The organism is Thermococcus barophilus MP, assembly GCF_000151105.2.
GTDB classification, from domain to species: domain Archaea; phylum Methanobacteriota_B; class Thermococci; order Thermococcales; family Thermococcaceae; genus Thermococcus_B; species Thermococcus_B barophilus.
The window spans coordinates 138,882-165,487 of sequence record NC_014804.1 but is presented as its reverse complement, the minus strand read 5'-3'; the positions used below and the strand labels follow the sequence as shown (position 1 = coordinate 165,487).

The window sequence follows — 26,606 nt, the reverse complement described above, 5'->3', positions numbered from 1 at the left end:
GTCAGTATGCATATCCCGTTTTTAGGTTTTTCCATAAAAAGGTTGAAAAAATGCTGAAAATTTTAAGCCCTCTCAAACTGGAATGGAGAGATGTAGTCACCATATTTCTTTCTTGCCTCGAGAAGTCTCTTCCTCTCCTCTTCAAGCACCCTGAAAAGAACCTCGGGGGCATCTTTGACTTTCTCACGGTATATCTTCTCTATTCTATCAATCTTTGCTAAAAGCTCTGGAACCCTTATCATGAACTGCTTCTCATAGTCCTCTCTTTTGTATTCTTTGTTGAGTACCTGTTTGAATAAGCGCTTGAGGTCTTCATACTTAGGAATATAGCCAATTGGTGTCTCTATAGCATCCACATCCCCATGAACTCTAAGCTCCATCCACTTTAGCCAGACTGCTTTGTCAAGCTTGTCGTTCAGCCAGTTTCCATTCTCATCTCTAAGGAAGTAGTTTACTGCAAATATCTTTGGCTTCTCCCTAAGCCTCTCTCCAAAGCGGATGTAGTTTTGTATGTATTCACCAATTGGAACTGAAAGGAAATCAAGGATCGACATTGGATTAAACTGTCTAACTCCCTCCTTGCCAAGGGTTGCAGCGGTTGTCTCACTTTCAAGTGCTGCTCCCATAGTTATTACTCCATGAGTCCAGTCAAATGCCTCCCTCACTGGAGGCCAAGTATCTTTATCCCTTCCTCCATAGATCATTCCACCTATTTTAACTCCACAGGGAGCATCTAAGGCTTCTTTATCAAGATTTGGGAAGGCATCAAGTCTAACTGTAAAACGTGCATTCTTGTGACTTGGTGGGATCTCGTTCCCCTCAGCATCTTTCTTCCCTTTCCACCATTTTCCACTGTGATTTTCGCCTTCATTTGGGATTTCCTCCCCCATTCCCGTCCAGTAGGGCTTTCCATCCTTAATTAGGACGTTCGAGAATATTATCTCATTAGGTGAGTGGAGAACTTCCCAGATTATTGGATCATCTTCCTTGTTTATCCCATGGATAATTCCAAAGACTCCAGCCTCAACATTTGCTCCCCTTGCCTCGCCTTTCATGTCAACTATAAATGCCAAATCATCGCCGACTATGTTCTCCCACGGAATCATGCTTGTTGATGTTTTGCCGCACATTGATGGAAATGCTCCAGTAAAGTAGGTTTTCCTTCCCTCTGGACCGTTTACCCTCATAAGGAACATATGCTCTGAAAGCCAGCCCTCTTTAACTGCTCTCCTTATAGTCAAACGGAAGGCTAACTTCTTCAAACCGATTGTGTTTCCGCCATATTGTGTATTTACGGAATAAACAGTCTCACTTTCTAAGTCAATGTAAATTCTCCTCTTGTCAAGATTTTTACTTGTCTTTCTTTCATCAAGCTCGCCAGCAGAGTGGACAAACTTAAGAAACTTAGCTTCCCTTCCTAAACGCTTGAACTCTTCATAACCCTTTCTGTAAAGGAGAAACTCACTGTGAGCTACGTAAGCTGAATCTGTAAGCTGAACAGCCGGAATAGTGAACACTGAATTTTTTGGACCAAGAACGAAGAACAATATGAACAGCTCCTTTCCAACCATTATGTCCTTCATAAGTTCGTGAATTTCCCTTAAGCCTTCTTCTCTATCTTTAGTATTGATGAATGGTCCTAAATCAACGCCCCTTGGAACAAGGATTTTTGTATTCGCTTTATCTCTCGCTTGATCGTAATAGTTGTCAAAGTGCACTGTATGTCCCGGAGTCGCTAATGGCTTCTCCTCCCCATATTCAATTGCCTTTTTCTTTATATACTCCTCATCTTCTTTGCTGTCCGTAGCAACAAAGATTTTTGAAGGGTTGAGAAGCTTTATGTATTTTGCGAGAAACTCGTGGAGTTCAGGGTTATTTATCGCAGCAATTTTCTTAAACTGCTCTGGCTCAAGTCTTTCTTTCAGATATTCAATGGGTGTGATCTCCATTAATATCACCATCATAAGTTTAAATGAGCATCTTAAAAAGTTTCACACAAGCTTTTTCCTTATGAGTCCAGGTTTTCCATAAAAGCTTTTGATTTATAAGGAATGCAGCAAAAAGTATATTAAATATCTCCTTACTTAACTAATTCTTAGGTGTTAAATATGCAAGCAGTAATAATGGCAGGAGGCAAAGGAACGCGTTTGTTACCGCTCACCGTTTACAGACCAAAGCCAATGATACCGTTTTTCAATAAACCGCTGATGGAGTACATACTTAGGAGCCTTATAGATGCTGGTGTTGATGAAATCTTTGTTCTCGTTGGATACTTAAAAGAAAGGATAATGGATTACTTCGGAGATGGTAGTGAATTTGGTGTTGAAATCCATTATTCTAATGGGGAGAACATAAAACTCGGAACTGCTGGAGCCACAAAAAAAGTAGTGGACAAAATTGAGGACACCTTCATAGTTGCATCAAGCGATGTACTAACGAACCTTGACATAAAGGCACTCTATGAGTATCACAAAAAGAAAAAAGCATTGGCAACAATAGCTCTCAGCGAAGTAGAAGACCCAACCCAATACGGCATTGCAATTGTTGATAACGAAAATAGGATAATTCGCTTTAAAGAGAAACCCAAGCCAGAGGAAGCATTCAGCAACCTTGTTAATGCTGGGATTTATGTATTTGAACCAGAAGTCTTTGATTTAATACCACCTAAAACAAATTTTGACTATTCTCTCCACTTATTCCCCAAAATGCTTGAAGAGAATTTGCCTCTCTATGGATTTCCCTTTAAAGAATACTGGAACGATGTAGGGAGACCATCAAGTTATCTTCAGGCAACGGAAGATGTTTTCCTCGGAAAGCTAAGATTGCCAGAGATTAGAGTGGACACATTAAAAGGAAACTTGGAATATGGAGGGGCTATAGTCACTGGAAGAAGATGCAAGCTCAGAAAATTTGAAGTCAGGGGTTTTGCCGTGCTGGGAAATAATGTCGAAATTGGCAGAAATGTTAAAATAGAACGTTCAGTAATATTCTCAAATGTTACGATCGAGGAAGGCGCCGAGATAAGGGAGGCGATAATCGGGGAAAATGTGTATATAGGTAAAGGTGTTGAAATAGAGGCAGGAAGCGTTATTGGTGATAATACCGTAATAGAAGAGTTCAGCAAAGTTGGTGCGAATGTCAAGATTTGGGTTGAGTCAAGAATTGGAAAAGAAAGCATAATCCTGCCAGATTGAGGTGATACAAATGGAGATTTATCGTTCGGAAAAATTTAATCCTGAAGAGTTAGCTTTGCTGGGTAGAGCAATCGGGACTGTTGCCCAAGGAACCATAATAGTGGGAAGGGATGGAAGGGCAATATCAAGGTATGGAAAGAGAGCACTTGTTGTTGGTATCGTAAGCACTGGCTCAACGATTATGGATGTTAGGCTTATCCCGTTGATTGCACTAAAGGATTTTGCCCATAGGAAGGGGCTTCCATTGGCATACGTCTATTACCACGGGGGAGTACGGGTTGAAGTTAGCGGACTTGACGTTGATGAAATTAAAGCAATAGTTGAAAGTAAGAACTTCATCGAGGCTCCTCCAAATGATATCGGAGCAACCGTGTATTATCCAAATGCCCTTGATGACTTTCTGCATGAAATATTCAAGCATCACAACTTTAGAGTGGAGGGAAAAGCCCTTGTGGACTGCATGAATACCCCAGCAGTGCTTTTGTTCCCAAGACTCAATGAACACTTTGGATTCGAGGCAGATTTGATAAATGACATGATGACAAGCTATTTGCCACCGAAACCAAAAGAGGTCTTTCTGCAAAAACTCAAGAAAGGAGAGTACGACTTTGGGCTACGCTTTAAGCCAGAAGGCATTATTGAGCTATACAAGGCAGGGGAAGAAAAATCCTTTGGAAGTATGTGGAAGTTTCTCGAATATTTAAAGAGATTGTAATATCCTGGTTCTATTTAATTTCTTACCTTGGCAAAAAGGATTAAAAACAAAATGTTCACTTTAAGATTTAAGCATATGCAGTTGTTTTGATCATGGAGGTGTCAGCTGTGGGTATTTTCATCGTGATAGAAGGCATTGATGGTGCAGGCAAGTCAACACAAGCAAAATTACTGGCAAAATGGTTTGAAAAGAGAGGATATAACGTGGTATTAACAAAAGAACCAACAGATACGGCATTTGGAAAACTGATACGAAAACTCGTTCTGACAGGGGGCAGGGAGGGTATTATAGATGGGGCAAAGATAAGCCATGAGGCTGAAGCCCTTTTGTTCGCTGCTGACAGGGCCGAGCATGTGAAGAAATTAATAGAACCCTCCCTTAGGACTGGAAAAGTTGTAATCTCAGATAGATATTTCTATTCCTCCCTTGCTTATCAATGGGCCCGTGGTTTAGATTTGGAATGGCTTATAAATCTGAACAAATTTGCAATCAGACCAGATTTGGTGATCCTCCTTGACTTACCTGTTAAAGAGAGTATGAAAAGGATAAATGGAAGACAGCTAAAATCTGAGTTTGATAGAATAGCAGAGCTACAAAAAAAGGTCAGAGAGAACTACCTTAAACTCGTTGAAATGTTCCCAGAAATGAAAATTGTAAATGCTCTTGCATCAATTGAGGACATACACAATGATATAGTTGCGTTAGTTGAACATGAAATTTTAAACAAAAAAGAATAGGTCAGACAGTGCCGATATCATCACAGCTCAGACCGGTAAACGCACATCATCCCAAAGCTTTTAATTCTCTTTTCTTTAAAAACTCTTAGCCAATGATGATCGTTAGCCACTCTGAATTGATGAAGAAAAGAGGGTTAGCTGAGGCGAAATAAATAAAAATCACTCAGCAAAGGTAATGATCTTCAAATCAACTGGTCTTCTGACTACATTTGCCTTTCTTGCCCCAATTAAGTATTTGACACCCTTTTCACTTACAATGTCAATTAACCTCTGCGTTATTATGCCGTTGAATATTATTGCATGTATCCCCTCTTTGTCATTTAAAGAGCTAAGTAGATCTCTAACCGGTATTTCCGCAATGACGTTTCTATCCTCATCCAGCAAGATAGCCATTGAATTGTTTTTCACTTTTTCGACGAATTCCTTGAATTTCTCAAGTTCTGCTGCTTTTGGAACCTGAATCGGCTTTATAAATCTCTCTTCCCTCTTTTGTTCGACTCTTGCTTCTTTTCCCTCCTCTTTAACTGCAACAGGGGGCTTCTCTACTCTAACTTCCTCCTTTCTTGTTTCTTCAGACTTTTCTCTCTCTTTTTCCTTGATTAAATCATAGAAGCTTTTGCCTTTGTAGAACAGCTCATTTATAACCTGCTCTGCTGGTACTTTGCTCCTCAAAGCTTTTATTATCTCTTTCTTTGTAAGCTCCTCAACTTCCTTTCCCTCTGGCGCTCTTGCTACGTAATCAATATCGGCAACTTGCAGCAACTCCTTAAGGATAAGCTCTCCACCTCTGTCTCCATCTGTAAATGCCGTTACAATTCTTTCCTTGCTCAGTCTGATAATTGTCTCTGGAACTGAAGTTCCCTCAACGGCAATGGCATTCTTTATTCCGTGCTTGAGAAGGTTAAGCACATCAGCTCTTCCCTCAACGACGATAATTGAGTCTGAGAACGGCACATGAGGCCCAGCTGGTAATTTTTCGGGACCATATTCAATGAGCTCCTTTGCCCTGACTGCCTTTTTGACTTCTTCAGTGAGCTCTTGGCTCTCCGGAATTTCCTCCTCCATGAGCGTTTCAAGTATTTCCTTAGCTCTCTCAATGATGTATTTCCTCTTTGTTGCCCTAACATCTTCGATTTTTATCACTTTAATCCTTGCCTCACATGGCCCAACCCTATCTATTGTTTCCAGTGCAGCCGCTAAGATTGCTGTCTCGACTCTATCAAGACTTGATGGCACTGTAATTGTTCCGTATGTTTTTCCAGCCTTTGTGTGAACTTCAACTTTTATCCTTCCAATTCTACCAGTCTTTTGGAGCTCTCTTAAATCTAAATCGTCTCCAAGTAGCCCCTCAGTTTGACCAAAAATAGCCCCAACAACGTCAGGTCTTTCAACAACTCCATTTGCCTCAAATTCAGCATAGATCACATATTTAGTTGTTCCAAAATCGTCCTTTGCTGACATGTTCCCACCTACCTTTCTTTTTTCAAACTTTTGCTTTTCCGACAAAATATGTTGGAGCACTGTCCTTTTTCTTTTCAAGGAAATCCCCTCCTTAAGGGGGTCAGAAACGGAGAGTGACTTTAGTGTAGAGCCCATACAAGTCCTCAATGCCCTTAATGTCCTTTTTTGCAATCATTTTGAGTTCTTTTCTTGTCTCTGTATCTACTCTGCATTTATAGCCTTCCAAATACTGAGTCAGCTTTTTCGCCAACTCTTCACCTTTTCTGTCCAAATCAGTTAATATCATGACCTCATGATACTGTGAAGCAATTAAAGCCACTTCTGAGAGCGGTAAGCGTGAGAGCCTTATTATCTCCGCTCTGACCCCCAATTTCCTTAAAGCCACCTCGTCTCGCAAACCTTCCACGATGATAGCACCATCAAACTCTCGCAATTTATCTATCAGCAGTTCGAATCTTTTATAGTTTTCGGCATACATTTTGCCGTCGTGTTGATGAGAAGTTTATGAGGTTATAAATTTTTGGGAAGAAGGTTGCATAAATATGACAATCTTACTCAGCAAATCTCATTGACTTTCCCAACATAGCTCATAGGTTCCTCATAAAATTCTTCAATCAACTTCTGCAGTTTTTTGGAAAGCTGAATCTGAATGCCCCATGCTCCTTCGATTTTGCCCTTTGCTGCCATCCTGCCCAAAAACTTCTTCATCTCCTCGCTTAATGGTGAGGGTTTACATCTCGCCCAAGGGGTTCCTGGTAGAGGCATGAAGTAGTGCGCCCTAACCTTTCCGCCCTTACGCATAATCCACTTCATCAGCTCAATGCTCTTTCTCTGGCTTTCTTCACTTTCATTAGGCAAGCCGACAATGAAGTCAACAACCGGCTCAATCCCGTATTCAATCATATACTCAACAGCTTCCATCACATAACGAACTGTATGTAAGCGGTGCATAGCCTTAAGCATGACATCATCTCCGCTCTGTGCTCCAATGGCGAGTCTTCTGTTATCTGCATATTTGATGAGAAGCTCAAGGGTTTCGGGTTTTACAAATTCTGGCCTCACTTCACTCGGGAACGTTCCGTAAAATAAACGCCGTCCTTCTTTTCTTAACGGTTGAAGAGCTTTTAGAAGGGCTTCAAGTTTATCAAGTTTTAAAATTGCTCCTGGACTTCCGTAAGCAAAGGCGTTTGGAGTGATGTAACGCATATCCCTCATTCTTTTTGAATACTTCACAATCTGGTCTATTGGCCTATGTCTCATCTTAAATCCCTTAATGTAGGGAGTCTGGCAGTAGTAGCACCCAAAGGGACAGCCCCTGCTTATCTCAATAGGTGCTATTAAAAAAGAGCTTTCCGCAAAGGGAGGAAACTTAGCAAAATCATCAACTTTGGCAAATCCTGTGAATACAAATTCTCCATTTAAATAGAATGCCAGACCGCGAATAGACAATAGCTCCTTTGTAATTTTAAATTTGGTTCGTTTTAGAGTTGTCAGAAGTTGATAGAGAACCTCTTCTCCTTCTCCAATTACAGCAATATCAAAGCCCAAAACATTCAAAGTGTGCTTTGGCATTGCGGTAGCATGATAACCTCCGGCAATTAAGAGAGGGCTAAATTTTTCCTTCAGGATTTTAACTTCCTTCTCAACTTCCCAGATTTCCTCAGTGAAGAAAGAATACAGAACAACTTTGGGCTTCGCTTTGAGGATTTCGTTGAAGTCTTTAGTTATTAAAAAACCACTAATGTCAAATCCCTGGCTCTCTAATGCCCCAAGGAGGTGAACAAAAGCATTATGATTCCTTTTTGTCATGCGGATTGCTATTTCATGCATGATAAAAAACTTTCAGAATGGATTTTTAAAAATTGCCCAAAAATCAAAATAGAAAAGCTAAGAAGCAAGGGCAATATCCTCAAGCCTTAATAGCGAGCTTGATGTCCTCAGCCTTGACTGTCTTTCTGCCAGCGTGTCTGGCAAACTCAACGGCCTTCTTTGAAAGCTCAATTGCGTACTCCTCAAGGTACTCGGCAAGAACCTTGGCTGCTTCTTCGCTGACTCTCTCAGCACCAGCCTTCCTAATAAGTCTGTCAATTGGGGCAATTGGCAACTCAGCCATTCACAACACCTCCTTAAAGGGTTCTTCAATATTCTTTCTGCGTTTAAAGATATATAAACCTTTCGGTAAATAGAGCAATCTCATGGCTTTTAATCAGCTGTACGTTAATATATCACATGTAAATCCCCAACTGAAAATTTTTAGATATGCTGGATTTGATATACCCCGATATATAGACAATCAGCGAAATATAAGGCACCACCTGGGTAGTGCCTTCTATTCAAATATAGGGATACATGGAGGTATAAATCTCACGACTCTCATTGGTCGAAAAAAGACACAAAAGCAGATTCCACCATGAGATAGGGAGTCCCCTCTCAACACTTGACAGCAACATTAAGCAACAAAGACACAAGCATGCTTTTTAAGAAAAACTAACTGCTCAGAATTAATAGATTTCAGAGGCTAAGACATACCTGTAGCCTATGGGAATGAAGGAAGTAGAAGACGTTAAGAAAGCATTATCCCCAATAGTTGAGGAGAGCCGGGAAAAACACGGGGATGCAGTTTTAAACTTTTCCCAAAGTTTAGTTGAAACTTATAAATTCTTTAGGGCACTTTTCGAATGACCCTTTAAAGAACTGCCAATTAAGTGGAATACCTAAAAGAACAGCAATTAAAATAGGACAAATAATTTTGATCCTTTTCATCGGAAAGTTTGTTGGCGGGCCCGGCGGGATTTGAACCCGCGACCTTCGGCTCCGAAGGCCGACGCCCTATCCCCTAGGCCACGGGCCCTCAGAAAGATTTTAATTTGCGCTTTACATAAAGCTTACGGTGATTAAATGATACTGCCAGACCATAAAATTGTGAAGGAAATTTTAATTGAACCATTCAGTGAAAAATCCCTTCAGCCTGCAGGATATGACTTAAGGGTCGGCAGTGAAGCTATGGTTAATGGAAAGTTCATTAATGTCAAAGAAGATGGGAAAGTCGTTATTCCACCTAAAGGATATGCCTTAATTCTGACCTTGGAGAGGATTAAGCTACCAGATGATGTTATGGGTGAGATGAGACTAAGAAGCTCATTAGCACGGGAAGGACTCATTGGAAGCTTTGCATGGGTAGACCCGGGCTGGGATGGAAATTTGACTCTGGGAATTTTTAACGGCTCAAACGAGGAAATTGAACTTGAATACGGCGAGAGATTTGTCCAAATAATATTCCATCGCTTAGAAGAACCAACATCAAAGCCATATAGAGGAAATTATCAAGGAAGCCAGCACTTGGCTTTATCAAAGAGAAGAAATAAACCCTGATTCCTTATTCCCCTTCTCTCTGTAATCTCTATAGAGAAGAGAATACGTTGCAACAAACCCAGGTATGACGAGCAAAACATTCAACGCTCCTCCAACTATTGGGATTAAAGAGCTAACTGCAGATGAGACAAGGGAGTAAAGAAGCCCAAGAATCAGACTCCTTTTGAAGGTGCGTTTGTAAAGTACAAAGGTATCAACTATCCCAAAAGTTTTCTCGATTATCACCGGTGACAAAAGAAAAATCAGAGGAGAAACTAAAATGGCAATTAAAAAGCTGTAGGGGATGATAAGCCACAGAGAGTGGACAACGACAACAGGAACAAAGAGAGCAGAGATAATTAACAAGACAATTATGTAGTTAACAAAAGCTACTGGCAGCCGTTTTACTCCAAAACTAATTGCTTTAGATATATTTTGCTCTTTTATTACAAAATAAGCAATGCTTTCAATTCCCCACAGCATAAAAACCACAATTATTATGACGGCCAATATTGATATCATCAAAAAATGTCCCCAATTCGGAATAGAGACTTTAAAAAGCTGTATTGAAGTGAAATGCAATCCTCTAAAGAAATGCTCAAGGAGATAAACTCCATAAAGGACATTAACTATCAGGGGTATTACAAACGGGAATAGAATTTTAGGATTTGAAATGATTAAATTAAACCCTTCTGAAAGATACTCATCAACGCTTTTTCCCTCCCCTTTTTGAATATCGGGAGGCAACACTTCATTCACGTATGCCACCATTGAGTGAGTTGGATTTCAAAAAGATAAGCTTTATGCCGAACAGAAAATTCGAAATGAAGGAATAGAATGGGGGAAAAAGAGAGACTTCAGCCGAAGAGGGCTCCAAGTCCAGCGAGAGCCTCTTCTTCGCTTGCCTCTTCTTCCTCCTCTTCCTCTTCTTCCTGAGCTGGAGCTTCCTCAGCTGGGGCTGGAGCAGCAGCTGGAGCAGCGGCAACTGCAACTGGCATTGCAGCCTTCTCAATGACTTCATCGATGTTAACTCCCTCAAGTGCAGCAACCAATGCCTTGATCCTTGCTTCGTCTGGAGTAACTCCAGCAGCCTCCAATACAGCCTTAAGGTTCTCCTCAGTTATCTCCTTTCCAGCGGCGTGTAACAATAAAGCAGCGTATACATACTCCATCTCCTTACACCTCCAAATTAGCTTTAGTTTTCAATTATTAGATGCGCGTCAACCAAACAATGCCCCCAATCCAGCGAGGGCTTCTTCCTCAGATGCTTCCTCCTCTTCTTCCTCCTCAACCTCTTCGACTTTCTCCTCTTCTGGCTGAGGTTGAGCGGCAACTGCTAATTGAGCTTGTTGGTTTAAAAGCTCTTTGGTCTTCTCATCAAGCAACTCCTCTGGCAACTGCTGTGCTATGAGCAGAGCAACCCTGAATGCCTTGCCAAATATGTCTCCAGCAGTCTCTTTTGTGATGTATCCAGCCTCCACAGCAACGCTCTTTGCATTGAGGAATGCTTTTTGTATTATCGCTTCGATTGTCTGGGCTGTTGGATATGCTATGTTGACTGACAAATTGAATGCATGCATGTAAGCCTGTTGGAGCATGTTTATGTACTCTTCCTCATCAATTGCAAGGACTTCTGGTGTATAAATGATTCCATCCTCGTAAGCTGCCAACAGGTTAAGTCCAACTTCAAGGGGCTCAATGCCAAGCTTGTTAAGGATGTTTGCAAGCTGTGGGGTGATAATCTCCCCAGCCTTTAAAACAACTGTGTCCTTTTGGATTGTAACCTTACCTCTCTCAATCCTGGCTGGAATTCCTAAAGCCTGCATCTCACCGACAACTGGACCCGGTGACAGTGGAGTTGGACCAGCGGGGACAACAACATCTCTCGGAACTGGAACGCCGGGCTTGGCAGGTGCGGGTGTTTTGCTTTCTTCGAGGAGCTTGTAGAGCTTGAAGGGGTTCATTTCAGTTGCAAGGATTGCAGCTCCGCCTTGGATATAGTCAACTAACTTTTCCAGCTCTGGCTTTCCAAGCTCTTTTGCTGCCTTCTTGATTGCAAGTTCGATGAGTGTGTTCCTTGAGACTCTGAGCAATGCTTTTCCTCTGAGCTTCTCTCTCATCTTTGAGAGAGGATAAGCTGGTACCCCAGCGACATCTACCAACGCTACTACTGGGTGGCTTTTGATAATCTCGGCAAGTCTTTCTACTTCTTTCTTCTTCCATTCAGCGACGTGAGCCATTATCTCACCTCCACCTTTACAGCTGGACCCATTGTTGTCTTAACGTACACTGACTTGACTTGGTTCTCTCCCCTCTCAAGCTTACCAATGATTGCATTGAGAACCGTTTCTATATTCTCTGCAATCTTTTCATCCTCCATGGTCTCTGTTCCCACCGGAGCATGGACGACTGGATTGTTCTTGAGCTGTATTCTTACTGTCTTCTTGAGCTTGTTGACAATTGGCTCTAAGTTTGTCAGTGTCGGTGGAACAACCACCGGCATCTTGTTTCTTGGACCTAAATATCTACCCAAATATCTACCAATTTTCGGCATCAGTGGTGCTGCGGCAATGAAGAAGTCATACTTCTTAGCTAACTTCCTTGCTTCCCTTGGGCTCTTAGCTATTTCCTCAAGCTGCTCACCACTAATAACATCAAGCCCGAGCTTTTTAGCCGCTTCAGCAACGGCACCATCAGCGATGACCGCGATCTTCACATCTTTCCCTCTACCATGTGGCAGAACAACCTCAAGCTTGAACCTATTCTCAGGCTTCCTGAGGTCAATATCCTTGAGGTTCACTGCCACTTCGACGGTCTGTGTGAAGTTACGCGGCTTAGCCCGGGCTTTAGCCTCCTTCACCGCTTCCACGATTTTTTGCCTGTCAAAGGCCATTTTTCTGACCTCCAATCTTTTTTATTTAAGCTAAATTGAAAAATCAAAATTTCGTAAAAAGAAGAGCTTTTAAACTTTTCCCTAAATCAGCTCTCCTCAGCCTTTGCAAATATCTCGTCGTAAACTCCTTCATCAATTTCTTTCTGCACAACCCTTGGGTCTTTGCCCTCAACTGTAACTCCCATGCTCAATGCTGTTCCAATGACCTCTTTTGCAGCTGCTTTAAGATCAGCAGCAAGCATTTGGTGCTTCTTAGCCTTTGCTATCTTTATGACCTGCTCCATTGTCAGATTACCAACAATGTTTCTCACTGGTTCGCTTGAACCCTTTTCAAGTCCAAGCTCCTTCTTGATAAGCTGGCTAACTGGTGGTGTACCCACTTCAATCTCAAACTGCTTTGTTGCTGGATCAACGATAATTTTCACTGGCACCTGCATTCCCGCAAAGTCTTTTGTTGCTTCGTTTATTTTGTCAACGACGAGCTTAACATTTAACCCAAGTGGACCGATAGCAGGGCCAAGGGGAGGGCCAGGAGTGGCCTTACCACCCTCAACTAAAACCTCAACAACTTGCTTTGGCATTCTCTTCACCCCTCTACTCCTTTGACCGTTTGCTTATAAGCCTAACGTATTCACCCCTAACTGTAACGGGGATTGGAACTATTGCACCGATGAGCTCAACGACGATTTCATCCTTCGCCTCATCCACCCTAATGACCTTGGCTTTTTCGCCTTTGAAAGGTCCAGCAATGAGCTCAACTATATCTCCTGGCTCGAAGCCACTGACAGCTGGCTTCTCTTCAAGGAAGTGCTCAATCTCGCTGAATGCAACCTCTCCCGGGAGGGTCCCTCTCGCGTGTCTTATTCCTCTTATAGCTTCATCAACCGCGCTCTTACTCGGCGCTTCAATAAAGATGTATCCCTTAACTTTTGAGGGGGTTAGTATAGCGTAGATTGGCAAGTTGTATGTTTTTGCTTTACTATAAACTAATCTGGCGGTTGTTTCTTCCTGCCCCACTGTAACCCTTACTGCGAATATCTTGCTGTCGCTCATCTTCATCACCAAAATGCCGTCATTGACCTGTAATTAAAGTACCTATAATACGGATAATCATGCCTATTAGACCTATAAGGATTATTCCAAGGCCTGTTATTTTTGCGGCCATTTTATACTCCTTGCCGCTTGGTTTTTTTGTGACTAATAAAACCCTTTTGGACTCTGATAAGAAGTTTTTAAGTTTTTCCATGTATCCTCTTGTTGGCACATCTAACACCCCAGTAGCTTTTTAAGTCTTTTGTTAATCTTAGGTACGGGTTTGGGTTTTAAAAGTTTGGGGTAAAAAGAGAAGATCAAAGTTCCTCCAGATCGAGGTGAATGACTTTTCTCTCACCCTCTTCAGAGAAATATGTTGCCTCCTCCTCAACAACAGCATATGGAGAGCTTACACCTGTAACTACAACCATAACTCTTATAGTCTTACCAAGCTCCTCATCAAGCTGAATTCCCCAGATTACCTGCGCCTCAGGATCAAGCTTGCTTGTAACAAGCTCAATTATCTGCTGTGCTTCCTCAAGCTTTACATCACTTCCAGCAATGCTTATCAACGCACCTTTGGCACCGCTGATATCAACATCAAGCAATGGGCTGTTTAAAGCCTGTGTTGCAGCTTCAAGTGCTCTCTTCTCACTGTCACTCTCACCAATACCGATCATTGCAACACCGCCATCTTTCATGACTGCCCTAACATCAGCGAAATCAAGGTTAACTAAGCCAGGTTTCGTTATGAGTTCGGTGATTCCCTTAACTGCTTGGACAAGTATTTCATCGGCGACTTTGAATGCTAAGTGGATTGGCAAGTTTGGAGCAACTTCCATGAGTTTATCATTTGGTATTACAATAACAGTATCACTGTTCTTTCTGAGCCTTTCAAGACCATACTCAGCGTTTTTGATTCTCCTAATGCCTTCAACTGTGAAAGGAAGTGTAACGACGGAAACTGTTAGAGCTCCCATCTTCTTTGCCAGTTCAGCAACAATTGGAGCTGCACCCGTTCCAGTACCTCCACCAAGGCCGCAGGTGATGAAGACCATATCCGCCCCTTCAAGAGCATCTCTGATATCTTTTTCACTTTCTTTTGCTGCTTCTTCACCGATTTTTGGATTGTTTCCAGCTCCTAACCCCCTTGTGAGATCTTTACCAATGAGTATCTTTTTATGAGCTCTAACCTTGAGCAAATCCTGAGCATCAGTGTTAATTGCAATAACCTTAGCACCCTGAATACCAACTTCCATCATTCTATTTATTGTATTACAACCAGCACCGCCGACACCAACGACATAGATCTTAGCCTGTATCTGCTCTAAAATTCTTCTAAGCTCTTCATCAACATCGCTTTGAGGAACTTGTACTTCATTCACCTTGCCCGCCTCTTGGGATGTTCTTTCTATTGCACTTTCAATTAACTTTAACATTTCTTCACCCTCCTATGGAAACAATTTAACATCTGGTAAATTCTGTAGTTTAAAGCAATATATAAATTTTAGCTAAGATTACACAGCTAATTCTTAAATTTGAAGGTGAAATGCTTTAAAGATTTTGTCCAGCTAATCTTTGATAAACTCCAAGCCAAGTTCCTCTGCCAAGGATCTTGCTAACTGCCTTGTTTCACCTTTACTGCCCTTCCAATCTACGTATATTGCCTCAACTTGTTCGGCTGTTCTTTCAATAGACTTTAGCAGCATCTCTCTGGATACAGGGTGAGCATACTTTGCTGCAATATGAGAAAAAGCAAGCTCTGAACTCAGTGCAACTTTTGTTTGCTTTGGGGCATAGTGCCCTCCACCAATTCCAATAGCAACTTTAAAGTCCTTCTTTAAGTAATTGCTGATGACATACATTATTGTCTCTGCCAAGATCTCTCCAGCTCTGTCATTAACCCACTCTTTTTCGCTTGAACCGATTTCAATGAAAAGCGAGGGGACATTAACTTCACTTGGTCCATGATGTGTTGCCTCATAACAGACCATCCATCCCAAATCATTGAGCTCACTCATTTTCAATAATGCCAGCTTCATTGCAGTTGGTTGGGCTATAGCCAAGCTGTTATCTCTGCCACCGTACATTGATTTACCCCAGTTTCCAGTAACATGAGTTGTCAAAGTAGGCAGTTTCTGTTTGCTTGAATGTCTTGAAGCAAAAATGATAAGTTCTGGTCTGATACTTAGTTGCCTTTCGATTTCTTTGTCTAAATAATCATAATATATCATCTCTTGATTTGTTGTAAGAATCAGAATGTCTCCCTTCTTGTACACTACGTTACTATCAAATTTGGCATCACTTTCTTTAAACCCAAAGTTTTCAATTAGTTTTTGCTTTATATTCGCTGAAGCCAAATCAATTTTAGTCGTCATTATGATTTTCATACAATCATCCCCAAATGACCACAAGTGTTTAAATTATTAAAAGGCTTTTTGTAAAAGCTCAGTGAAGTTTTATGTTCTTAATACAATGTTTAGATTACTTTATGATGGACAATATATCCAAGCAAGCAACACCAATATCCTTAACATTTCAACTCTTTCAACAATTATTTACATTTATCAAGACAATCTGGATTATAAGCCATGTATTTAGAAATGTTCAGCAAAATTTTAGAAAGAAATGACCAATTATGTAAAATTTTTTCATTATATTAACTGATAAATTTGAATTTTGTAATGTTTTACATGCTTGTAAACGCAAAATATATAACACTACATATATCCATTAACATCTGTAAAATAGCCCCAATGATGTGATAAGTACACTTATGCATCTGAGGGGCACTAATGCCCAAATATGGGCATGGGGTGATAGGTATGGAAAAGCAAATGGAAAGCGCAGTTTCAACGTTTAACATTGAAGAGTCCCCCTGGGGATTAAAACAGGGAATTAATCATGAAGATTTTTTGAAAATTTTTGATCCTCTTCCTGAAATTAAAGAGATCCTACTCACCAGCGAAAATGTTGAGGAAGCAAGAGACAAGCTAAGAAGATTCGCTGAAGATTTGCTGTGGAAGTACAAGAATGGGGACATTGATGTCGATGCAATGGACAGATGGCTTGCCATCGAGGCTATAAATGTGTTCTTAAACATAATCTCTGAATATGGCGAAAAAGCTGCTGGATTTTCTACATTGGAGTATCTCTGGAAAGCTACGAAAGGCGACAAAAGGGTTCTAAGCATAATCACAGAAGGTTTTGTGGAAGAGTTCAAGCACCTCTTCAAGGCAATGGCTGGAGTAACAGGATATTCAAAAGGATGGCTTGGACCAAAACTGGAAGCTGCTGGAGTTAAATTTGTTGATTTCAGCAAAATAAAAGGAAGAAAAGCTGCCCTTATGAGATCGGAGTATCTTGACAAAGTATGGGAATACATTAAGAGCTATCTCAAAAAGTATCCGAGCGGTCTTGACAAGCATATTATTGAAAAGAGAAAGAGACAGAGAGAAAAACTTATGGAATACTGGGGCATAACTGAAGACGAGTGGTTTGACTATAGATGGCAGTTCTCCCACGTGCTAAAGAGAGAAAAAGGTCTTGAAACCCTTAGAGAACTGAATGAACTTGGGATAGTAAAAGTTCCAGAAGAAGATTTGAAACAAGTAGAAATCGCTGTGAAGTATGGCATACCTTGGGGAATTACTCCGTACTATTTGCACCTCTGGGACTTTGAGAACCCATATAAAGAAGACAGACATGTAAGAAGGCAAGTAATGCCACCCACATGGTATGTCTCAAACATGCTCCAGCATAGGGAGGATAGAGAATACTACTTCGACTTCATGGGAGAACACGACACTTCACCACTTGACCTTATTACAAGGAGATATGTCACAATAGCTATTCTCAAAGCTTACGACACATGTCCACAAATATGTGTTTACTGTCAGAGAAACTGGGAAGTTCTTGAGCCATTTATGGCAGGTTCATTCCCAGGATGGGACAAGATTGAAGCAGCGATAGAGTGGTTTGGTGAACATGAGTCGATGCTTGACGTCCTAATCACCGGTGGGGATCCTTTAGCACTAAGTGACAAGATTATTGACAAGATTATGAGCAGGCTCTCGGAGTTTGACCATGTTGTCAACATCAGGTGGGGAAGCAGGATTTTTGTAACAGTTCCAATGAGAATCACCAACAGTTTGGCAGAAATTCTCGGAAGCTATATTGAGCCAGGAAAGAGAAATGTCTCAATTTCAACTCACTTTGAAACTGCCTATGAAGTAACCCCGGAAGTAGCAGAAGCAACATACAAGATTAGAAGACAAGGAATTTACATCTACAATCAGCTGGTTTACCAGAGAAATGTTAGCAGGAGATTCGAAAATGTTGCATTGAGAATTGCTCTGAGAAAAGTAGGGATTGATCCATACTATACATTCTATCCAAAGGGCAAGATTGAGCAGAAAGATTACCTCGTGCCAATAGCAAGGGTTGTCCAGGAGAGAAAAGAGGAAGCAAGACTATTACCCGGACAGTTCAGACCAGACGAGCCTGTCTTTAATGTCCCAAGAATGGGTAAGAACCATCTGAGAGCATGGCAGGATAGAGAGTTAGTTGGAATCAGACCGGATGGAAGCAGGATTTATCTCATGCACCCATGGGAGAAGGGTATCAGCGAGACCAAGCTCTATACATATCCAGATGTCCCAATCAAAGAATACCTTGAGTATCTTGAAAGTATAGGAGAAGACCCCAATGACTACTGGACAATCTGGTACTACTACTGAAAAATTTTCGCCTCTCTACCATTTCCTTTGTTTACTTGTATGTAAATCTTCCAAAAAAACAAAAAATATATAATGTTTAAGTTTGTAAACAATTAAGATGCTGGGGGACATAGTCCCCCACTTCCTTGAGGTGGCTAAAAATGAGAAGGTGGAAAGCCTTAGGTTTGGTTTTTGTTTTGGTGTTGGCCTTAGTAGCCGCAGGATGTACCCAAAAAACGACTACAACCGGCACACAAACTCAAGCACCGATTGTGACAAAGAATGAGGAAGGCAAGTATGAGATTACAATATATACCGGCTCTGGTCCTGGTAGCGTCTATTTTGCAATTGGTTCAATGCTTGCAAAAGTTATAAACAAAAAGAGTAACCTAATTGCCGCAAAAGCCGTCACAAGTGGAGCAAGTGTTGCTAACTGTAAAGCAATAGGAAAAGGAGAAGCCCAAGTTGCTATAGCTCAGAATGATGTTACCTGGTATGCTTGGGAAGGAAAATACCAGTTCGAGGGCAATCCAATTAAGGTTCTCAGAGGCATAGGAACCCTCTATCCAGAACCCGTCCAGATTGTTGTAAGAGCCGACAGCGACATCAAGACGCTCCAAGACCTGGCCGGTAAGAAGGTTGTTGTTGGTGCCGCAGGTAGCGGTGTTGCTGCAACAGCCGAGAGAGTCCTCAAGGCAGCTGGAGTCTGGGACAAAATTGAACCAGTTTACCAGACCTTCGAGGAAGCTGCTCAAAGCTTAGTCCTCGGACAGGTAGATGCTGAGTTCACAGTTATTGCATATCCTGCACCAGCAATTGACCAGATTGCAGTTAAGGTCCCAGTTAGATTAATTCCAATCCCGGACGATGTCATTAAAAAGCTTCATGACCAAGGATATCCCTTCTATGTTAAGGTAATTATTCCAAAAGGAACATACAAAGGAATGACCGAGGACACACAGACAATTGCAGTCAAAGCAACACTTGTCGTTCACAAAGACTTGCCAGATGAAGTTGTTTATGAGATTACTAAGATACTCTACGAGAACATTGATGAATTAGCCAAGGCTCACCAAGTTGCAAAGCAGATCGACATGAAGCATGCCTTTGATGGTCTTATGATACCACTCCACCCAGGAGCCGTCAAATATTATGAAGAGCACGGCATAAAAGTTCCAGACAACCTTAAGGGATGATGGGGTGAACTTTTTGAAGAAATTTTTTCTTTTTTTCTTGCTTTTAATTGCAGTTGTAATGCTTGTCCCGGTTTCCGTAATTAGAATAGAATTTGAGAATACCGCATGTTATTATTTCCTTGGCTCAAATTCCACACTCGAAATTAGTTATACTCACAGCGTATCGCTAACCAAAGTCGTGGATGTGTATCGTGTTTCAAAGCGAGGTATTTTTGCCGTGGAGGAACGATGGCAGGAGTTTCTTGCAGGACAACCACTGGACTTTAACTATCGAGCTGGGAGTTTCTATGTAAAAAAGATGAACAAATTTCTTGGAAAGAAATGGGAGTATTGGTTCATTCCCATTAACAACGCTACCATAAAAATCAATGACAAAATTGTTTTTGTCCAGCCAAAAGAGGACGGCATCATGAAAATTGAGATTAGGAGGGTTCCAATCTTGTTGATAATAAGTAGGAGGTGTTGATTATGGGAGAGAACCTTGAAAAAATTGAAAAGAAAATAGCACTCGAAAAAACGAGAACACTACCACCAAAGCTGGAAAATGTAGTAAAGGCTGCAGCAATACTCATAGGTATCTTCGAGATACTGTTTATATTTAACTTTACATTTACAGTATATTCCCTATTCGACAGATTGGGCATAAGAATCGAAATTTTAAAGCTTGATTTTCAGGATCAGCAGGTAATGGCGTTTGTTTTGGGCATGATATTTGTTATAGCATTCCTTAGATACCCAATAATAAAGAAGGACAAGTACCTCAAGAAAGTGCAGCTAATAGACTACATCTTAATACTTCTTGGATTAGCAGCCGCACTGTATAAATTCTGGAGATGGCCGACATATATGGTGTACTATGACGTTAACCAGACAGATGTTATATTTGGTTTCCTCGCCATAATCCTGGTCTTAGAAGCCACCAGAAGAGCGATAGGATGGATCCTGCCAACAATAGTCACTGTATTCCTTCTCTATGGTATAAAAGATGCGGGTTTCAACTGGACACGCATAGCTCAGTATCTCTACCTCGATCAGGGTATTTTTGGCATTCCATTCTACGTCATGACAATCTACGTCTTTGCATTCGTATTCTTTGGGGCATTCTTGCTGAAAATTGGAGTAAGTGACTACATCACCGAATTCATGATATCAATATTTGGCCCAAGACCTGGAGGCCCTGCAAAGGCAGCTGTTATCTCAAGTGGTATGATGGGAACAGTAAGCGGAAGTTCAGTTGCCAACGTTCTAACAACAGGAACATTCACAATCCCACTTATGAAAAAAGCAGGTTATCCGCCAGAGATCGCCGGTGCCGTTGAACCCGTGGCTTCAACTGGAGGTCAGCTGATGCCTCCAGTAATGGGTGCGGCTGCATTTATCATGGCACAGTTTCTTGGTGTCCCATATAATAAGCTTATCATTGCAGCAGTACTGCCGGCATTAATCTATTACTCAGGGGTCTATCTGTTCATTGATCTTGAGACTAAACGCTTAGGTTTGAAGGGAATGCCAAGAGAACACTTTAAACCAATAAGGTATTTTCTGAGGAAACTGTACATATTGTTGCCAATACTTGTAATTACTGTTGCGTTGGTATGGGGTATTGCCCCACATATTGCAGCAGTTTCCTCACTGGGTATTGCAATCTGGGTTGCATGGGTTTCAAAAGATGAAATTCCTGGACATGAACCACTTTATGTGGCAACAGTTCTTATTACAACCCTCCTAATGTTCACAGGAAGACAACATGCAAAACCTGTGGGAATTATTCTCCTGATAATTGGACTGGCACTAATCATCATGGCAATTACAACAGACAAAGTAGAGTTCAATGAAAAATTCTACATAAGCATGCTGTTCATATTCCTTGTGGCACTCGGGAAGTTTCTTTATATGAGAAAAGAAGAAATCCTTTTAATGAGCGGTGTTTTTGGAATAATTTTCTCTCTAATAGTTGGATACAAATCCAAAACAGAAGGCGGCAAAGCAATGTATTCGGCAACTTATGAGTCCATGATAAGTGCAGGTAAAACAAGCACAACAGTTATGCTTGCAGCGGCAAGTGCTGGTTTAATTCAAGGTGTCCTTACAATGACAGGGCTGGTAACGTCTCTTGGATACAGACTTGTTGACTTAGCCGGAGGAAACCTACTGTTGCTCTTAATGATGGCAATGATATTCAGCCTAATACTTGGTATGGGTGTGCCAACAACCGCAAACTACGTTATCACGTCATTGGTAGCAGCTCCAGCAGTCTTTAACGCTGTGGCAAACAATCCAATTTACTCTGCATCGGTTCCAGGGTATGCAACCCCAATCGCGCTGTTAGCAGCTCACTTCTTCGTGTTTTACTTTGGAATACTTGCTGATCTAACACCTCCTGTTGCCCTGGCAGCATACGCGGGTTCAGCATTAGCTGGAGGAGACTTCTGGAAAACCGCAACTAATTCGGTTAAATATGCCTTAGCCGGCTACATTGGACCATACATATACTTTACCCATCCAGAAATGTTCCTGATAACAGTTCAGCAGTGGACACCAGAAGTTGCACTCAGAGTACTCTACTACTTCATAGCAACAATACTCATAATGTATCTCCTATCAATAGCTATCACGGGTTACTATAAGAAACCAATAAGAAAAGAACTCAGGGTTATCTTTGGTGCACTTGGACTAGTAGGAGCGACATTACACCCAATTCCAATAGCCTTGGTTGTGCTTTCAATTATGGGTGTTATACTATATGCAAGAAAATCTTGACATTTCTTTTATTTTCCAATATTTGAATAAGAACTCTGAAGCTCCCTCAATAATACCCTTGTGGCATTTTCTATTGTCTGACCAGCTTCATTGGCTATGTTCTTTATGTATCGTATAACTAAGCTTACTATGAGCAGGGCCAGTAAAATCATGAACAAATATTCAATTGCCGCTTGTCCTCTCAATTTACTCCCCCCTATGGAAGTGCTGCAATCATGTGCTTTGCGATAAACCCTGCAGCAATTATTATGCCTAAAGCAACACCGGCTGTTATAATGATAAAATCTACAAACTTGTCTATTAACCAGATAACCACTTTCTTTGTCTTTTCCTCCACATTCTCACCTCACTAACACTATAACACTATAACTATAGAGCTTAATCTTTTTCAGTTTTAATTACCAAAGTATAATAAAGATCGAGAATTTATAAAACTTGTGCCAGTTTACGTGATATGAGTAAAAACTTAAATAGGATGCAATGGTAATAATCCCCGGTGGTAATCCTGAGTCCCAGCATAAGTGGGGAGTAAAAGATACAACATCACGTTACGAAATGAAGAGAAAAGATGCCGAGTTATAGGCAAGAAAATACCAACAAAATGCTACCTTTGAAAACAGCGAGCATGAATCAATTTTTTCAAAAATAAAAAGATTCTTCACAAAGAGATTTGGAAAATAAAAGTTAGTAAAGCATGACCTCAAACCCAAGCTCACTTAACAGATCGGCCAGCTCTTCGCTGTCAGCATAGACCAAAAGATGATGATTTCCTAATGTGCCATCCACGAAGTCTTTAGCGTCCTCAATTTTGAGCTTAAGCTGGGTTCTGCATCTCTGCTCACTTTTTTCTCTTTCAGCTACCATAACACTGGCTACAACAGCTTTTCTTCCTCTTATCTTAAGGAGCGATGCTTTTTTCCGAGGCAAATCTACCTCAACTCCAACCCCCATACCGCTTTCAAAGTGGGATCTTAAAGTATAGCCAGCGATTAAGGGAGCAGTACAGTGAGCTAAGATGATATAATCCTCTCCGTAATCGGCTATATTGCCCATAAATGCTGGTTTATTGAAGAATTTTCTAATTATTGCCATTCCAAGCAGGGAGTTAAGCTCCCCCTCGCATGCCGCCGGTATTCCTTCGGCATTGAACAATGCCAATGCCAAGCATGGTGTTGCTTTAATCTTTCCAATAAGATCAAAGCAACCTATTGTAAAGCCATCAAGTTTATAGTCCTCAATGATTCTCTTTAGTGCAACATAAATTCTGCCAGCTTTTACAAGGTCTTCCCTGTTGGGCTCTTTGATTTCCCTTGCCTTTGCTATCACATCCTCAATGACCTTCCATCCTTCTGCCTCAGTTACAGATTCATAATATTCATAAAACTTCTTCAGACTTATATGAACATAAGGCAGCTCAAACTTCTCGTTAATGAGCCATGGGGAAATTCTGCCAATTAACCCAAGTCTCAAGTTTAGGAACTTATCGAGTATCTCTTTCATATCATCATAGCCAAGAAGGGCTGCTTTAAGCTCTTCATAACTTGTAACCAGTGTTGACGGTATAAGCCTGTCTCTTAGATACTCCCTGATCTCTACAGCAGCTGCTATTGAGTTGTTGAAGGAATCCCCAAAGAGAATCACCGGCTTTCTGTAGATAGCAAACTCCTTCAGCGGATTTTCGGTTCCCCCAGTTAATGGGTATAAAACAATCGCATCAACCTTATTGAAGTCTATTTCCTCCTTAAGGTCTTTGAACTCCTTTTTTGTCGAAATAAATGTTCCACCAACAACTTCAAACTCCTCAGAAAGCTTTGTTAAAAACTGCGATGCTTTTTTCTCAAACCTTTTTGGATCTGCAATTTCGCTAACTCCAAAGACAACCCCTACTTTCATTTTATTTCCTCCATCAGTTTTCTTAATAAAACGGGGCTTATTCTGATACCAGCATTAACCAGCTTTTGAACTTCGGACTCTAAATCTTCGATCAATCCATGATTATAAGCGTTAACTAAAACTCCTAACGTTCCAAAAACAGTTAAATTCATCTTTCTTGCCAATATCCTACCTTTCCGGTCATCAATTAAAATAGGAAAGTTGAGGGATTTTGCCAGAGTTATTGCTTCAGCTTCTCCCCTACCCAATAGAAACTCCAATTCAGGGAGAGTTTTGACTTTTCTTATCTGGATCCAGCCTTCATGTATAGCTCTTTTTACCTCATCACTTCCCGGCAAGCTTTTACCGTGGATACATACTTCTATATATACGGCATTGGGAATAAACACATTTTCATATTGCTTCAAGAGGTTAAACCTCCCTATTTTTGCGAGAAGTATGAGTGGGGAGGAGTTAGAGACTATTGACACTTGCAAGCTCCTCCTCAAGCTCACTTTCGTCATATTCAAGAATCGGAACATTATGAGCTTTAAGCTCATCTATGAACTTCTGCAGGGGCAATTCGGCAAATTCTGCAGCCTGTTCAAGAGATAAAACACCCTCTTTAAAGAGCTCAATAGCTAGGAGAACCTTAGCTTCTCTCTCCAAATCCTTCAAGTCTTTGTTGTAAAACTTGAGGCTCTCAATTATGTCCCGCTTTACTGATATTTTTATGACCTCCATAATTCCACCTGTTATTTAATTTGATCGAATTTATTTAAGGTTAGCGTTTTAAACCAAAAGAACTAAATAAACTTGTGGTTGCAATGATTCGCTTTGTCCTTGATACCAGCATTTTTGTCAATCCAGATGTCAGGGCAAAATTTGGCAAAACACCAACTGAAGCTATGAAAAAATTTTTAGAATACGCTGAAAATCTGTTTGGTAAGGTGGAATTTTATATGTCTCCCGGAATTTATAGGGAGATTATGCACTTCGTTGATGAGAGCGAGGTTTCTCCTGATGTTGAGCTTTACATAATAAAGAAGCCTCCAAACGTTCATGACATCAAAATTCCGGCTTTTGTAGTCTATGAGCTGATTGAAGACATTAGACGGAGAATTGATAAAGGGTTAAGAGTTGCGGAGAAAGCTGTTAGGGAGAGCGTCCTCGATACCGATAATGTTGACAAGATAATCCAAAAGCTTCGTAGAAACTACAGAAAAGCTCTAAGAGAGGGAATAGTGGACAGCAAGGAGGATTTTGAGCTGATTTTATTGGCTAAAGAGCTCGATGCAATAATAGTTTCAGCCGATGTTGGTATTCTAACATGGGCCGAGAAAATGGGAATTAAATGGGTAGACGCTGCCAAGTTCAAAGAAGTGCTGGATGAGCTTGTGGAGAAAGTTGGAAAGAGTTAAAAATTGAAATTTCTCTTCTCCCTCAGCATTAGTCCACAAAAGCATGCCCGTTCCAAAGCTCTCTGATTTCCTTAGTTGCATCGTCATAAACCCTCTTGAATGTAATCTTCCAATAGCCGTTGCCAAGTTCCTCAATATCATCAATATGGATGTTAAGCCCCATCCTTTCGAAATGGGATACCATCTTATAAGCGGTTTCAATCTTCTTTACCCTAACCGTGAAAATCTCAGCAATCATCTCACCAGCTGCAACGTCCCATATTGACTCCACAAAGGGCTGGAGCAAAGCTTTTCCAAGGGCTTTTGCATACTCATCAAAGTCTTCTCTCCTTATGCGCTTCTCTGCAATATAAAATGCCAACCTCTTTATGCGCTGCATGAAGTAGCCATGAGGCAAATCAAAGAAAATCCTTGAGCCAATCTTTATGTCGTTAACATTTGCATAGGGCGTTACATACTTCACGATTTTCTTCATATCCGGACTTTTCATGACTACTCCTTCTCGCCCCTCTTTGCTGAGCCTCTCAATCAGCTCATAAAGCTCATCAATTTTTTCATAGCTATAAAGACCAAAGATTTCAACGCTCTGAATACCGTATTCTTCAGCCAGCTTTATCCTTTCCTCAACTGGTATGCTCCTTCCAGTTCTTTTTTCTTGAATATCGAAGAGGAAAAACTGAATGTCCTCCTCAACATATGGCGGGCCTTCTACTAAATATGGGCTCTCTGGACCTGCCATCTCACCGCAGAGAATTAAATTAGGATGATCTTTGAAGAACTGCTCGTTTATGAAGTCCCCAATTCTTTCAGTGGTAAACGGACAAACAAAACCGCCTCTTGTTAGAGCTAAAATTTTCTCTCCAACCTTAGCAACTCTAACGTTATACCCATCGACTTTCTCCTCCACATAGAAGGGCTTGCTTTTGAAAATTCGCTTTACACCATTTCTTAGATGGACAACTCTCTTTATGTGAGGAAACCCAAGAATAATGTCGGATTCATTAAAAACAACAGTTCCTCTTCTTAGGCCTTTCGCTGAGTCTTTAAACCTAAGATAGCGTAAACCCTCAAATTCATCCTCAACTATGCCACCTTTCATTTCCAAGATCTCTATCCTCTCTTTGTCAAGCCCAAGCTTGAGGAGAATATGTTTGAAGTGCAAGCTTACCATTTCCATCCCACAATAAAATTAGGGATGTGAGAGTATATAGATTTTTGGAATATCAGCATTGGGGAAATTTCATCATCACTCAGGT

29 protein-coding genes, 1 tRNA gene and 1 pseudogene are annotated in these 26,606 nt (G+C 41.0%); 10 read left to right on the top strand and 21 right to left on the bottom strand.

What is annotated here, in order from left to right:
- Positions 1-62: 62 nt before the first annotated feature.
- Positions 63-1,949, bottom strand: coding sequence for a phosphoenolpyruvate carboxykinase (GTP) (locus TERMP_RS01010; protein ID WP_013466483.1), 1,887 nt, complete (start codon positions 1,947-1,949; stop codon positions 63-65).
- Positions 1,950-2,108: 159 nt separating this feature from the next.
- Between TERMP_RS01010 and TERMP_RS01005 the strand changes: the two genes are divergently transcribed.
- From TERMP_RS01005 to tmk, 3 genes are all read left to right on the top strand, one after another.
- Positions 2,109-3,194, top strand: a complete 1,086-nt coding sequence (locus TERMP_RS01005) for a sugar phosphate nucleotidyltransferase (protein ID WP_013466482.1) — start codon at positions 2,109-2,111, stop codon at positions 3,192-3,194.
- 10 nt (positions 3,195-3,204) lie between these two features.
- A complete protein-coding gene (locus tag TERMP_RS01000) occupies positions 3,205-3,909 on the top strand; it encodes a phosphohexomutase domain-containing protein (RefSeq protein ID WP_013466481.1) in 705 nt (234 codons plus the stop codon).
- 107 nt (positions 3,910-4,016) lie between these two features.
- Complete coding sequence (gene tmk, locus TERMP_RS00995; protein WP_013466480.1) at positions 4,017-4,646, top strand: dTMP kinase; 630 nt, start codon at positions 4,017-4,019, stop codon at positions 4,644-4,646.
- A gap of 159 nt (positions 4,647-4,805) precedes the next feature.
- Here the strand turns inward: tmk and dnaG are convergent, their stop codons facing one another.
- The 4 genes and pseudogenes from dnaG to hpkA form a co-directional block, all read right to left on the bottom strand.
- Complete coding sequence (dnaG, locus tag TERMP_RS00990) at positions 4,806-6,185, bottom strand: DNA primase DnaG (protein ID WP_048159877.1); 1,380 nt, start codon at positions 6,183-6,185, stop codon at positions 4,806-4,808.
- A gap of 3 nt (positions 6,186-6,188) precedes the next feature.
- Positions 6,189-6,585, bottom strand: a pseudogene (locus TERMP_RS00985) (toprim domain-containing protein); the annotation flags it as partial.
- A gap of 77 nt (positions 6,586-6,662) precedes the next feature.
- Complete coding sequence (locus TERMP_RS00980) at positions 6,663-7,937, bottom strand: TIGR04013 family B12-binding domain/radical SAM domain-containing protein (RefSeq protein ID WP_013466477.1); 1,275 nt, start codon at positions 7,935-7,937, stop codon at positions 6,663-6,665.
- 79 nt (positions 7,938-8,016) lie between these two features.
- Positions 8,017-8,220 carry an archaeal histone HpkA gene (gene hpkA, locus TERMP_RS00975; RefSeq protein ID WP_013466475.1) on the bottom strand — a complete coding sequence of 68 codons (204 nt, stop codon included), beginning with the start codon at positions 8,218-8,220 and terminating at the stop codon, positions 8,017-8,019.
- A 425-nt stretch (positions 8,221-8,645) separates the two neighbouring features.
- On the opposite strand from hpkA, the gene TERMP_RS11500 reads away from it, so the two are divergent.
- Entirely contained in the window at positions 8,646-8,789 is a 144-nt protein-coding gene (locus TERMP_RS11500; RefSeq protein WP_013466474.1) for a hypothetical protein, read from the top strand.
- Between the two features lie 93 nt (positions 8,790-8,882).
- Here TERMP_RS11500 and TERMP_RS00970 read toward each other — a convergent pair.
- Positions 8,883-8,958: transfer RNA gene (locus tag TERMP_RS00970), tRNA-Arg, on the bottom strand.
- A 47-nt stretch (positions 8,959-9,005) separates the two neighbouring features.
- Here TERMP_RS00970 and dcd point away from each other — a divergent pair.
- Entirely contained in the window at positions 9,006-9,479 is a 474-nt protein-coding gene (gene dcd / locus TERMP_RS00965; protein WP_013466473.1) for a dCTP deaminase, read from the top strand.
- Here the strand turns inward: dcd and TERMP_RS00960 are convergent.
- The 9 genes from TERMP_RS00960 to TERMP_RS00920 all read right to left on the bottom strand — a co-directional run bounded on the left by TERMP_RS00960 (position 9,456) and on the right by TERMP_RS00920 (position 15,773).
- Entirely contained in the window at positions 9,456-10,217 is a 762-nt protein-coding gene (locus TERMP_RS00960) for a hypothetical protein (protein ID WP_013466472.1), read from the bottom strand. The genes dcd and TERMP_RS00960 overlap by 24 nt on opposite strands.
- Before the next feature lie 98 nt (positions 10,218-10,315).
- Positions 10,316-10,630, bottom strand: coding sequence for a 50S ribosomal protein P1 (gene rpl12p, locus TERMP_RS00955; RefSeq protein ID WP_013466471.1), 315 nt, complete (start codon positions 10,628-10,630; stop codon positions 10,316-10,318).
- A gap of 48 nt (positions 10,631-10,678) precedes the next feature.
- A complete protein-coding gene (locus tag TERMP_RS00950) occupies positions 10,679-11,698 on the bottom strand; it encodes a 50S ribosomal protein L10 (RefSeq protein WP_013466470.1) in 1,020 nt (339 codons plus the stop codon).
- Positions 11,698-12,351: a 50S ribosomal protein L1 gene (locus TERMP_RS00945; protein WP_013466469.1), complete on the bottom strand. Its 654-nt coding sequence runs from the start codon at positions 12,349-12,351 to the stop codon at positions 11,698-11,700. Before TERMP_RS00945 ends, TERMP_RS00950 begins: the two co-directional genes overlap by 1 nt.
- Positions 12,352-12,437: 86 nt before the next feature.
- A complete protein-coding gene (locus tag TERMP_RS00940) occupies positions 12,438-12,932 on the bottom strand; it encodes a 50S ribosomal protein L11 (protein ID WP_013466468.1) in 495 nt (164 codons plus the stop codon).
- Positions 12,933-12,945: 13 nt separating this feature from the next.
- A complete protein-coding gene (locus tag TERMP_RS00935; RefSeq protein ID WP_013466467.1) occupies positions 12,946-13,404 on the bottom strand; it encodes a transcription elongation factor Spt5 in 459 nt (152 codons plus the stop codon).
- Positions 13,405-13,423: 19 nt separating this feature from the next.
- Entirely contained in the window at positions 13,424-13,597 is a 174-nt protein-coding gene (locus TERMP_RS00930; protein WP_048159876.1) for a protein translocase SEC61 complex subunit gamma, read from the bottom strand.
- Positions 13,598-13,700: 103 nt separating this feature from the next.
- A complete protein-coding gene (ftsZ, locus tag TERMP_RS00925; RefSeq protein ID WP_013466465.1) occupies positions 13,701-14,822 on the bottom strand; it encodes a cell division protein FtsZ in 1,122 nt (373 codons plus the stop codon).
- 132 nt (positions 14,823-14,954) lie between these two features.
- The gene (locus TERMP_RS00920; RefSeq protein ID WP_013466464.1) at positions 14,955-15,773 is read right to left on the bottom strand and encodes a D-aminoacyl-tRNA deacylase; all 819 of its coding nucleotides are present in this window, start codon (positions 15,771-15,773) and stop codon (positions 14,955-14,957) included.
- A 435-nt stretch (positions 15,774-16,208) separates the two neighbouring features.
- Here TERMP_RS00920 and TERMP_RS00915 point away from each other — a divergent pair, with 435 nt between their 5' ends.
- The 4 genes from TERMP_RS00915 (at position 16,209) to TERMP_RS00900 (ending at position 22,057) form a co-directional block, all read left to right on the top strand.
- Positions 16,209-18,122 carry a KamA family radical SAM protein gene (locus TERMP_RS00915; protein WP_193385905.1) on the top strand — a complete coding sequence of 638 codons (1,914 nt, stop codon included), beginning with the start codon at positions 16,209-16,211 and terminating at the stop codon, positions 18,120-18,122.
- Between the two features lie 140 nt (positions 18,123-18,262).
- Positions 18,263-19,297, top strand: coding sequence for a TAXI family TRAP transporter solute-binding subunit (locus tag TERMP_RS00910; protein WP_013466462.1), 1,035 nt, complete (start codon positions 18,263-18,265; stop codon positions 19,295-19,297).
- 13 nt (positions 19,298-19,310) lie between these two features.
- The gene (locus TERMP_RS00905) at positions 19,311-19,763 is read left to right on the top strand and encodes a DUF1850 domain-containing protein (protein ID WP_048159701.1); all 453 of its coding nucleotides are present in this window, start codon (positions 19,311-19,313) and stop codon (positions 19,761-19,763) included.
- Between the two features lie 2 nt (positions 19,764-19,765).
- The gene (locus TERMP_RS00900; protein ID WP_013466460.1) at positions 19,766-22,057 is read left to right on the top strand and encodes a TRAP transporter permease; all 2,292 of its coding nucleotides are present in this window, start codon (positions 19,766-19,768) and stop codon (positions 22,055-22,057) included.
- Positions 22,058-22,065: 8 nt separating this feature from the next.
- Here TERMP_RS00900 and TERMP_RS11495 read toward each other — a convergent pair whose 3' ends face one another.
- From TERMP_RS11495 to TERMP_RS00885, 5 genes are all read right to left on the bottom strand, one after another.
- The gene (locus tag TERMP_RS11495; RefSeq protein WP_013466459.1) at positions 22,066-22,242 is read right to left on the bottom strand and encodes a class III signal peptide-containing protein; all 177 of its coding nucleotides are present in this window, start codon (positions 22,240-22,242) and stop codon (positions 22,066-22,068) included.
- 11 nt (positions 22,243-22,253) lie between these two features.
- Complete coding sequence (locus TERMP_RS11570; RefSeq protein WP_013466458.1) at positions 22,254-22,394, bottom strand: hypothetical protein; 141 nt, start codon at positions 22,392-22,394, stop codon at positions 22,254-22,256.
- A gap of 347 nt (positions 22,395-22,741) precedes the next feature.
- Entirely contained in the window at positions 22,742-23,950 is a 1,209-nt protein-coding gene (locus TERMP_RS00895; RefSeq protein ID WP_013466457.1) for a hypothetical protein, read from the bottom strand.
- Positions 23,947-24,420, bottom strand: a complete 474-nt coding sequence (locus TERMP_RS00890; protein WP_013466456.1) for a DUF3368 domain-containing protein — start codon at positions 24,418-24,420, stop codon at positions 23,947-23,949. The genes TERMP_RS00895 and TERMP_RS00890 overlap by 4 nt, the downstream gene beginning before the upstream one ends.
- Positions 24,404-24,673: a UPF0175 family protein gene (locus tag TERMP_RS00885; RefSeq protein ID WP_013466455.1), complete on the bottom strand. Its 270-nt coding sequence runs from the start codon at positions 24,671-24,673 to the stop codon at positions 24,404-24,406. The genes TERMP_RS00890 and TERMP_RS00885 overlap by 17 nt, the downstream gene beginning before the upstream one ends.
- Positions 24,674-24,756: 83 nt before the next feature.
- On the opposite strand from TERMP_RS00885, the gene TERMP_RS00880 reads away from it, so the two are divergent.
- A complete protein-coding gene (locus TERMP_RS00880) occupies positions 24,757-25,350 on the top strand; it encodes an RNA ligase partner protein (protein WP_013466454.1) in 594 nt (197 codons plus the stop codon).
- Between the two features lie 28 nt (positions 25,351-25,378).
- On the opposite strand, the gene TERMP_RS00875 is transcribed toward TERMP_RS00880, so the two are convergent.
- Positions 25,379-26,521 (bottom strand): RNA ligase, encoded by a 1,143-nt coding sequence (locus TERMP_RS00875; protein ID WP_013466453.1) that lies wholly within the window; start codon positions 26,519-26,521, stop codon positions 25,379-25,381.
- Positions 26,522-26,606 lie beyond the last annotated feature (85 nt).

Bases quoted from the DNA above. Each gene is read 5' to 3' on its own strand.
- TERMP_RS01010 (WP_013466483.1), bottom strand. From the start codon at position 1,949: ATGGAGATCACACCCATTGAATATCTGAAAGAAAGACTTGAGCCAGAG.
- TERMP_RS01005 (WP_013466482.1), top strand. From the start codon at position 2,109: ATGCAAGCAGTAATAATGGCAGGAGGCAAAGGAACGCGTTTGTTACCG.
- TERMP_RS01000 (WP_013466481.1), top strand. From the start codon at position 3,205: ATGGAGATTTATCGTTCGGAAAAATTTAATCCTGAAGAGTTAGCTTTG.
- TERMP_RS00980 (WP_013466477.1), bottom strand. From the start codon at position 7,937: ATGCATGAAATAGCAATCCGCATGACAAAAAGGAATCATAATGCTTTT.
- hpkA (WP_013466475.1), bottom strand. From the start codon at position 8,220: ATGGCTGAGTTGCCAATTGCCCCAATTGACAGACTTATTAGGAAGGCT.
- TERMP_RS11500 (WP_013466474.1), top strand. From the start codon at position 8,646: ATGGGAATGAAGGAAGTAGAAGACGTTAAGAAAGCATTATCCCCAATA.
- dcd (WP_013466473.1), top strand. From the start codon at position 9,006: ATGATACTGCCAGACCATAAAATTGTGAAGGAAATTTTAATTGAACCA.
- rpl12p (WP_013466471.1), bottom strand. From the start codon at position 10,630: ATGGAGTATGTATACGCTGCTTTATTGTTACACGCCGCTGGAAAGGAG.
- TERMP_RS00950 (WP_013466470.1), bottom strand. From the start codon at position 11,698: ATGGCTCACGTCGCTGAATGGAAGAAGAAAGAAGTAGAAAGACTTGCC.
- TERMP_RS00945 (WP_013466469.1), bottom strand. From the start codon at position 12,351: ATGGCCTTTGACAGGCAAAAAATCGTGGAAGCGGTGAAGGAGGCTAAA.
- TERMP_RS00940 (WP_013466468.1), bottom strand. From the start codon at position 12,932: ATGCCAAAGCAAGTTGTTGAGGTTTTAGTTGAGGGTGGTAAGGCCACT.
- TERMP_RS00935 (WP_013466467.1), bottom strand. From the start codon at position 13,404: ATGAGCGACAGCAAGATATTCGCAGTAAGGGTTACAGTGGGGCAGGAA.
- TERMP_RS00930 (WP_048159876.1), bottom strand. From the start codon at position 13,597: ATGGAAAAACTTAAAAACTTCTTATCAGAGTCCAAAAGGGTTTTATTA.
- ftsZ (WP_013466465.1), bottom strand. From the start codon at position 14,822: ATGTTAAAGTTAATTGAAAGTGCAATAGAAAGAACATCCCAAGAGGCG.
- TERMP_RS00920 (WP_013466464.1), bottom strand. From the start codon at position 15,773: ATGAAAATCATAATGACGACTAAAATTGATTTGGCTTCAGCGAATATA.
- TERMP_RS00915 (WP_193385905.1), top strand. From the start codon at position 16,209: ATGGAAAAGCAAATGGAAAGCGCAGTTTCAACGTTTAACATTGAAGAG.
- TERMP_RS00910 (WP_013466462.1), top strand. From the start codon at position 18,263: ATGAGAAGGTGGAAAGCCTTAGGTTTGGTTTTTGTTTTGGTGTTGGCC.
- TERMP_RS00900 (WP_013466460.1), top strand. From the start codon at position 19,766: ATGGGAGAGAACCTTGAAAAAATTGAAAAGAAAATAGCACTCGAAAAA.
- TERMP_RS00895 (WP_013466457.1), bottom strand. From the start codon at position 23,950: ATGAAAGTAGGGGTTGTCTTTGGAGTTAGCGAAATTGCAGATCCAAAA.
- TERMP_RS00885 (WP_013466455.1), bottom strand. From the start codon at position 24,673: ATGGAGGTCATAAAAATATCAGTAAAGCGGGACATAATTGAGAGCCTC.
- TERMP_RS00880 (WP_013466454.1), top strand. From the start codon at position 24,757: ATGATTCGCTTTGTCCTTGATACCAGCATTTTTGTCAATCCAGATGTC.
- TERMP_RS00875 (WP_013466453.1), bottom strand. From the start codon at position 26,521: ATGGTAAGCTTGCACTTCAAACATATTCTCCTCAAGCTTGGGCTTGAC.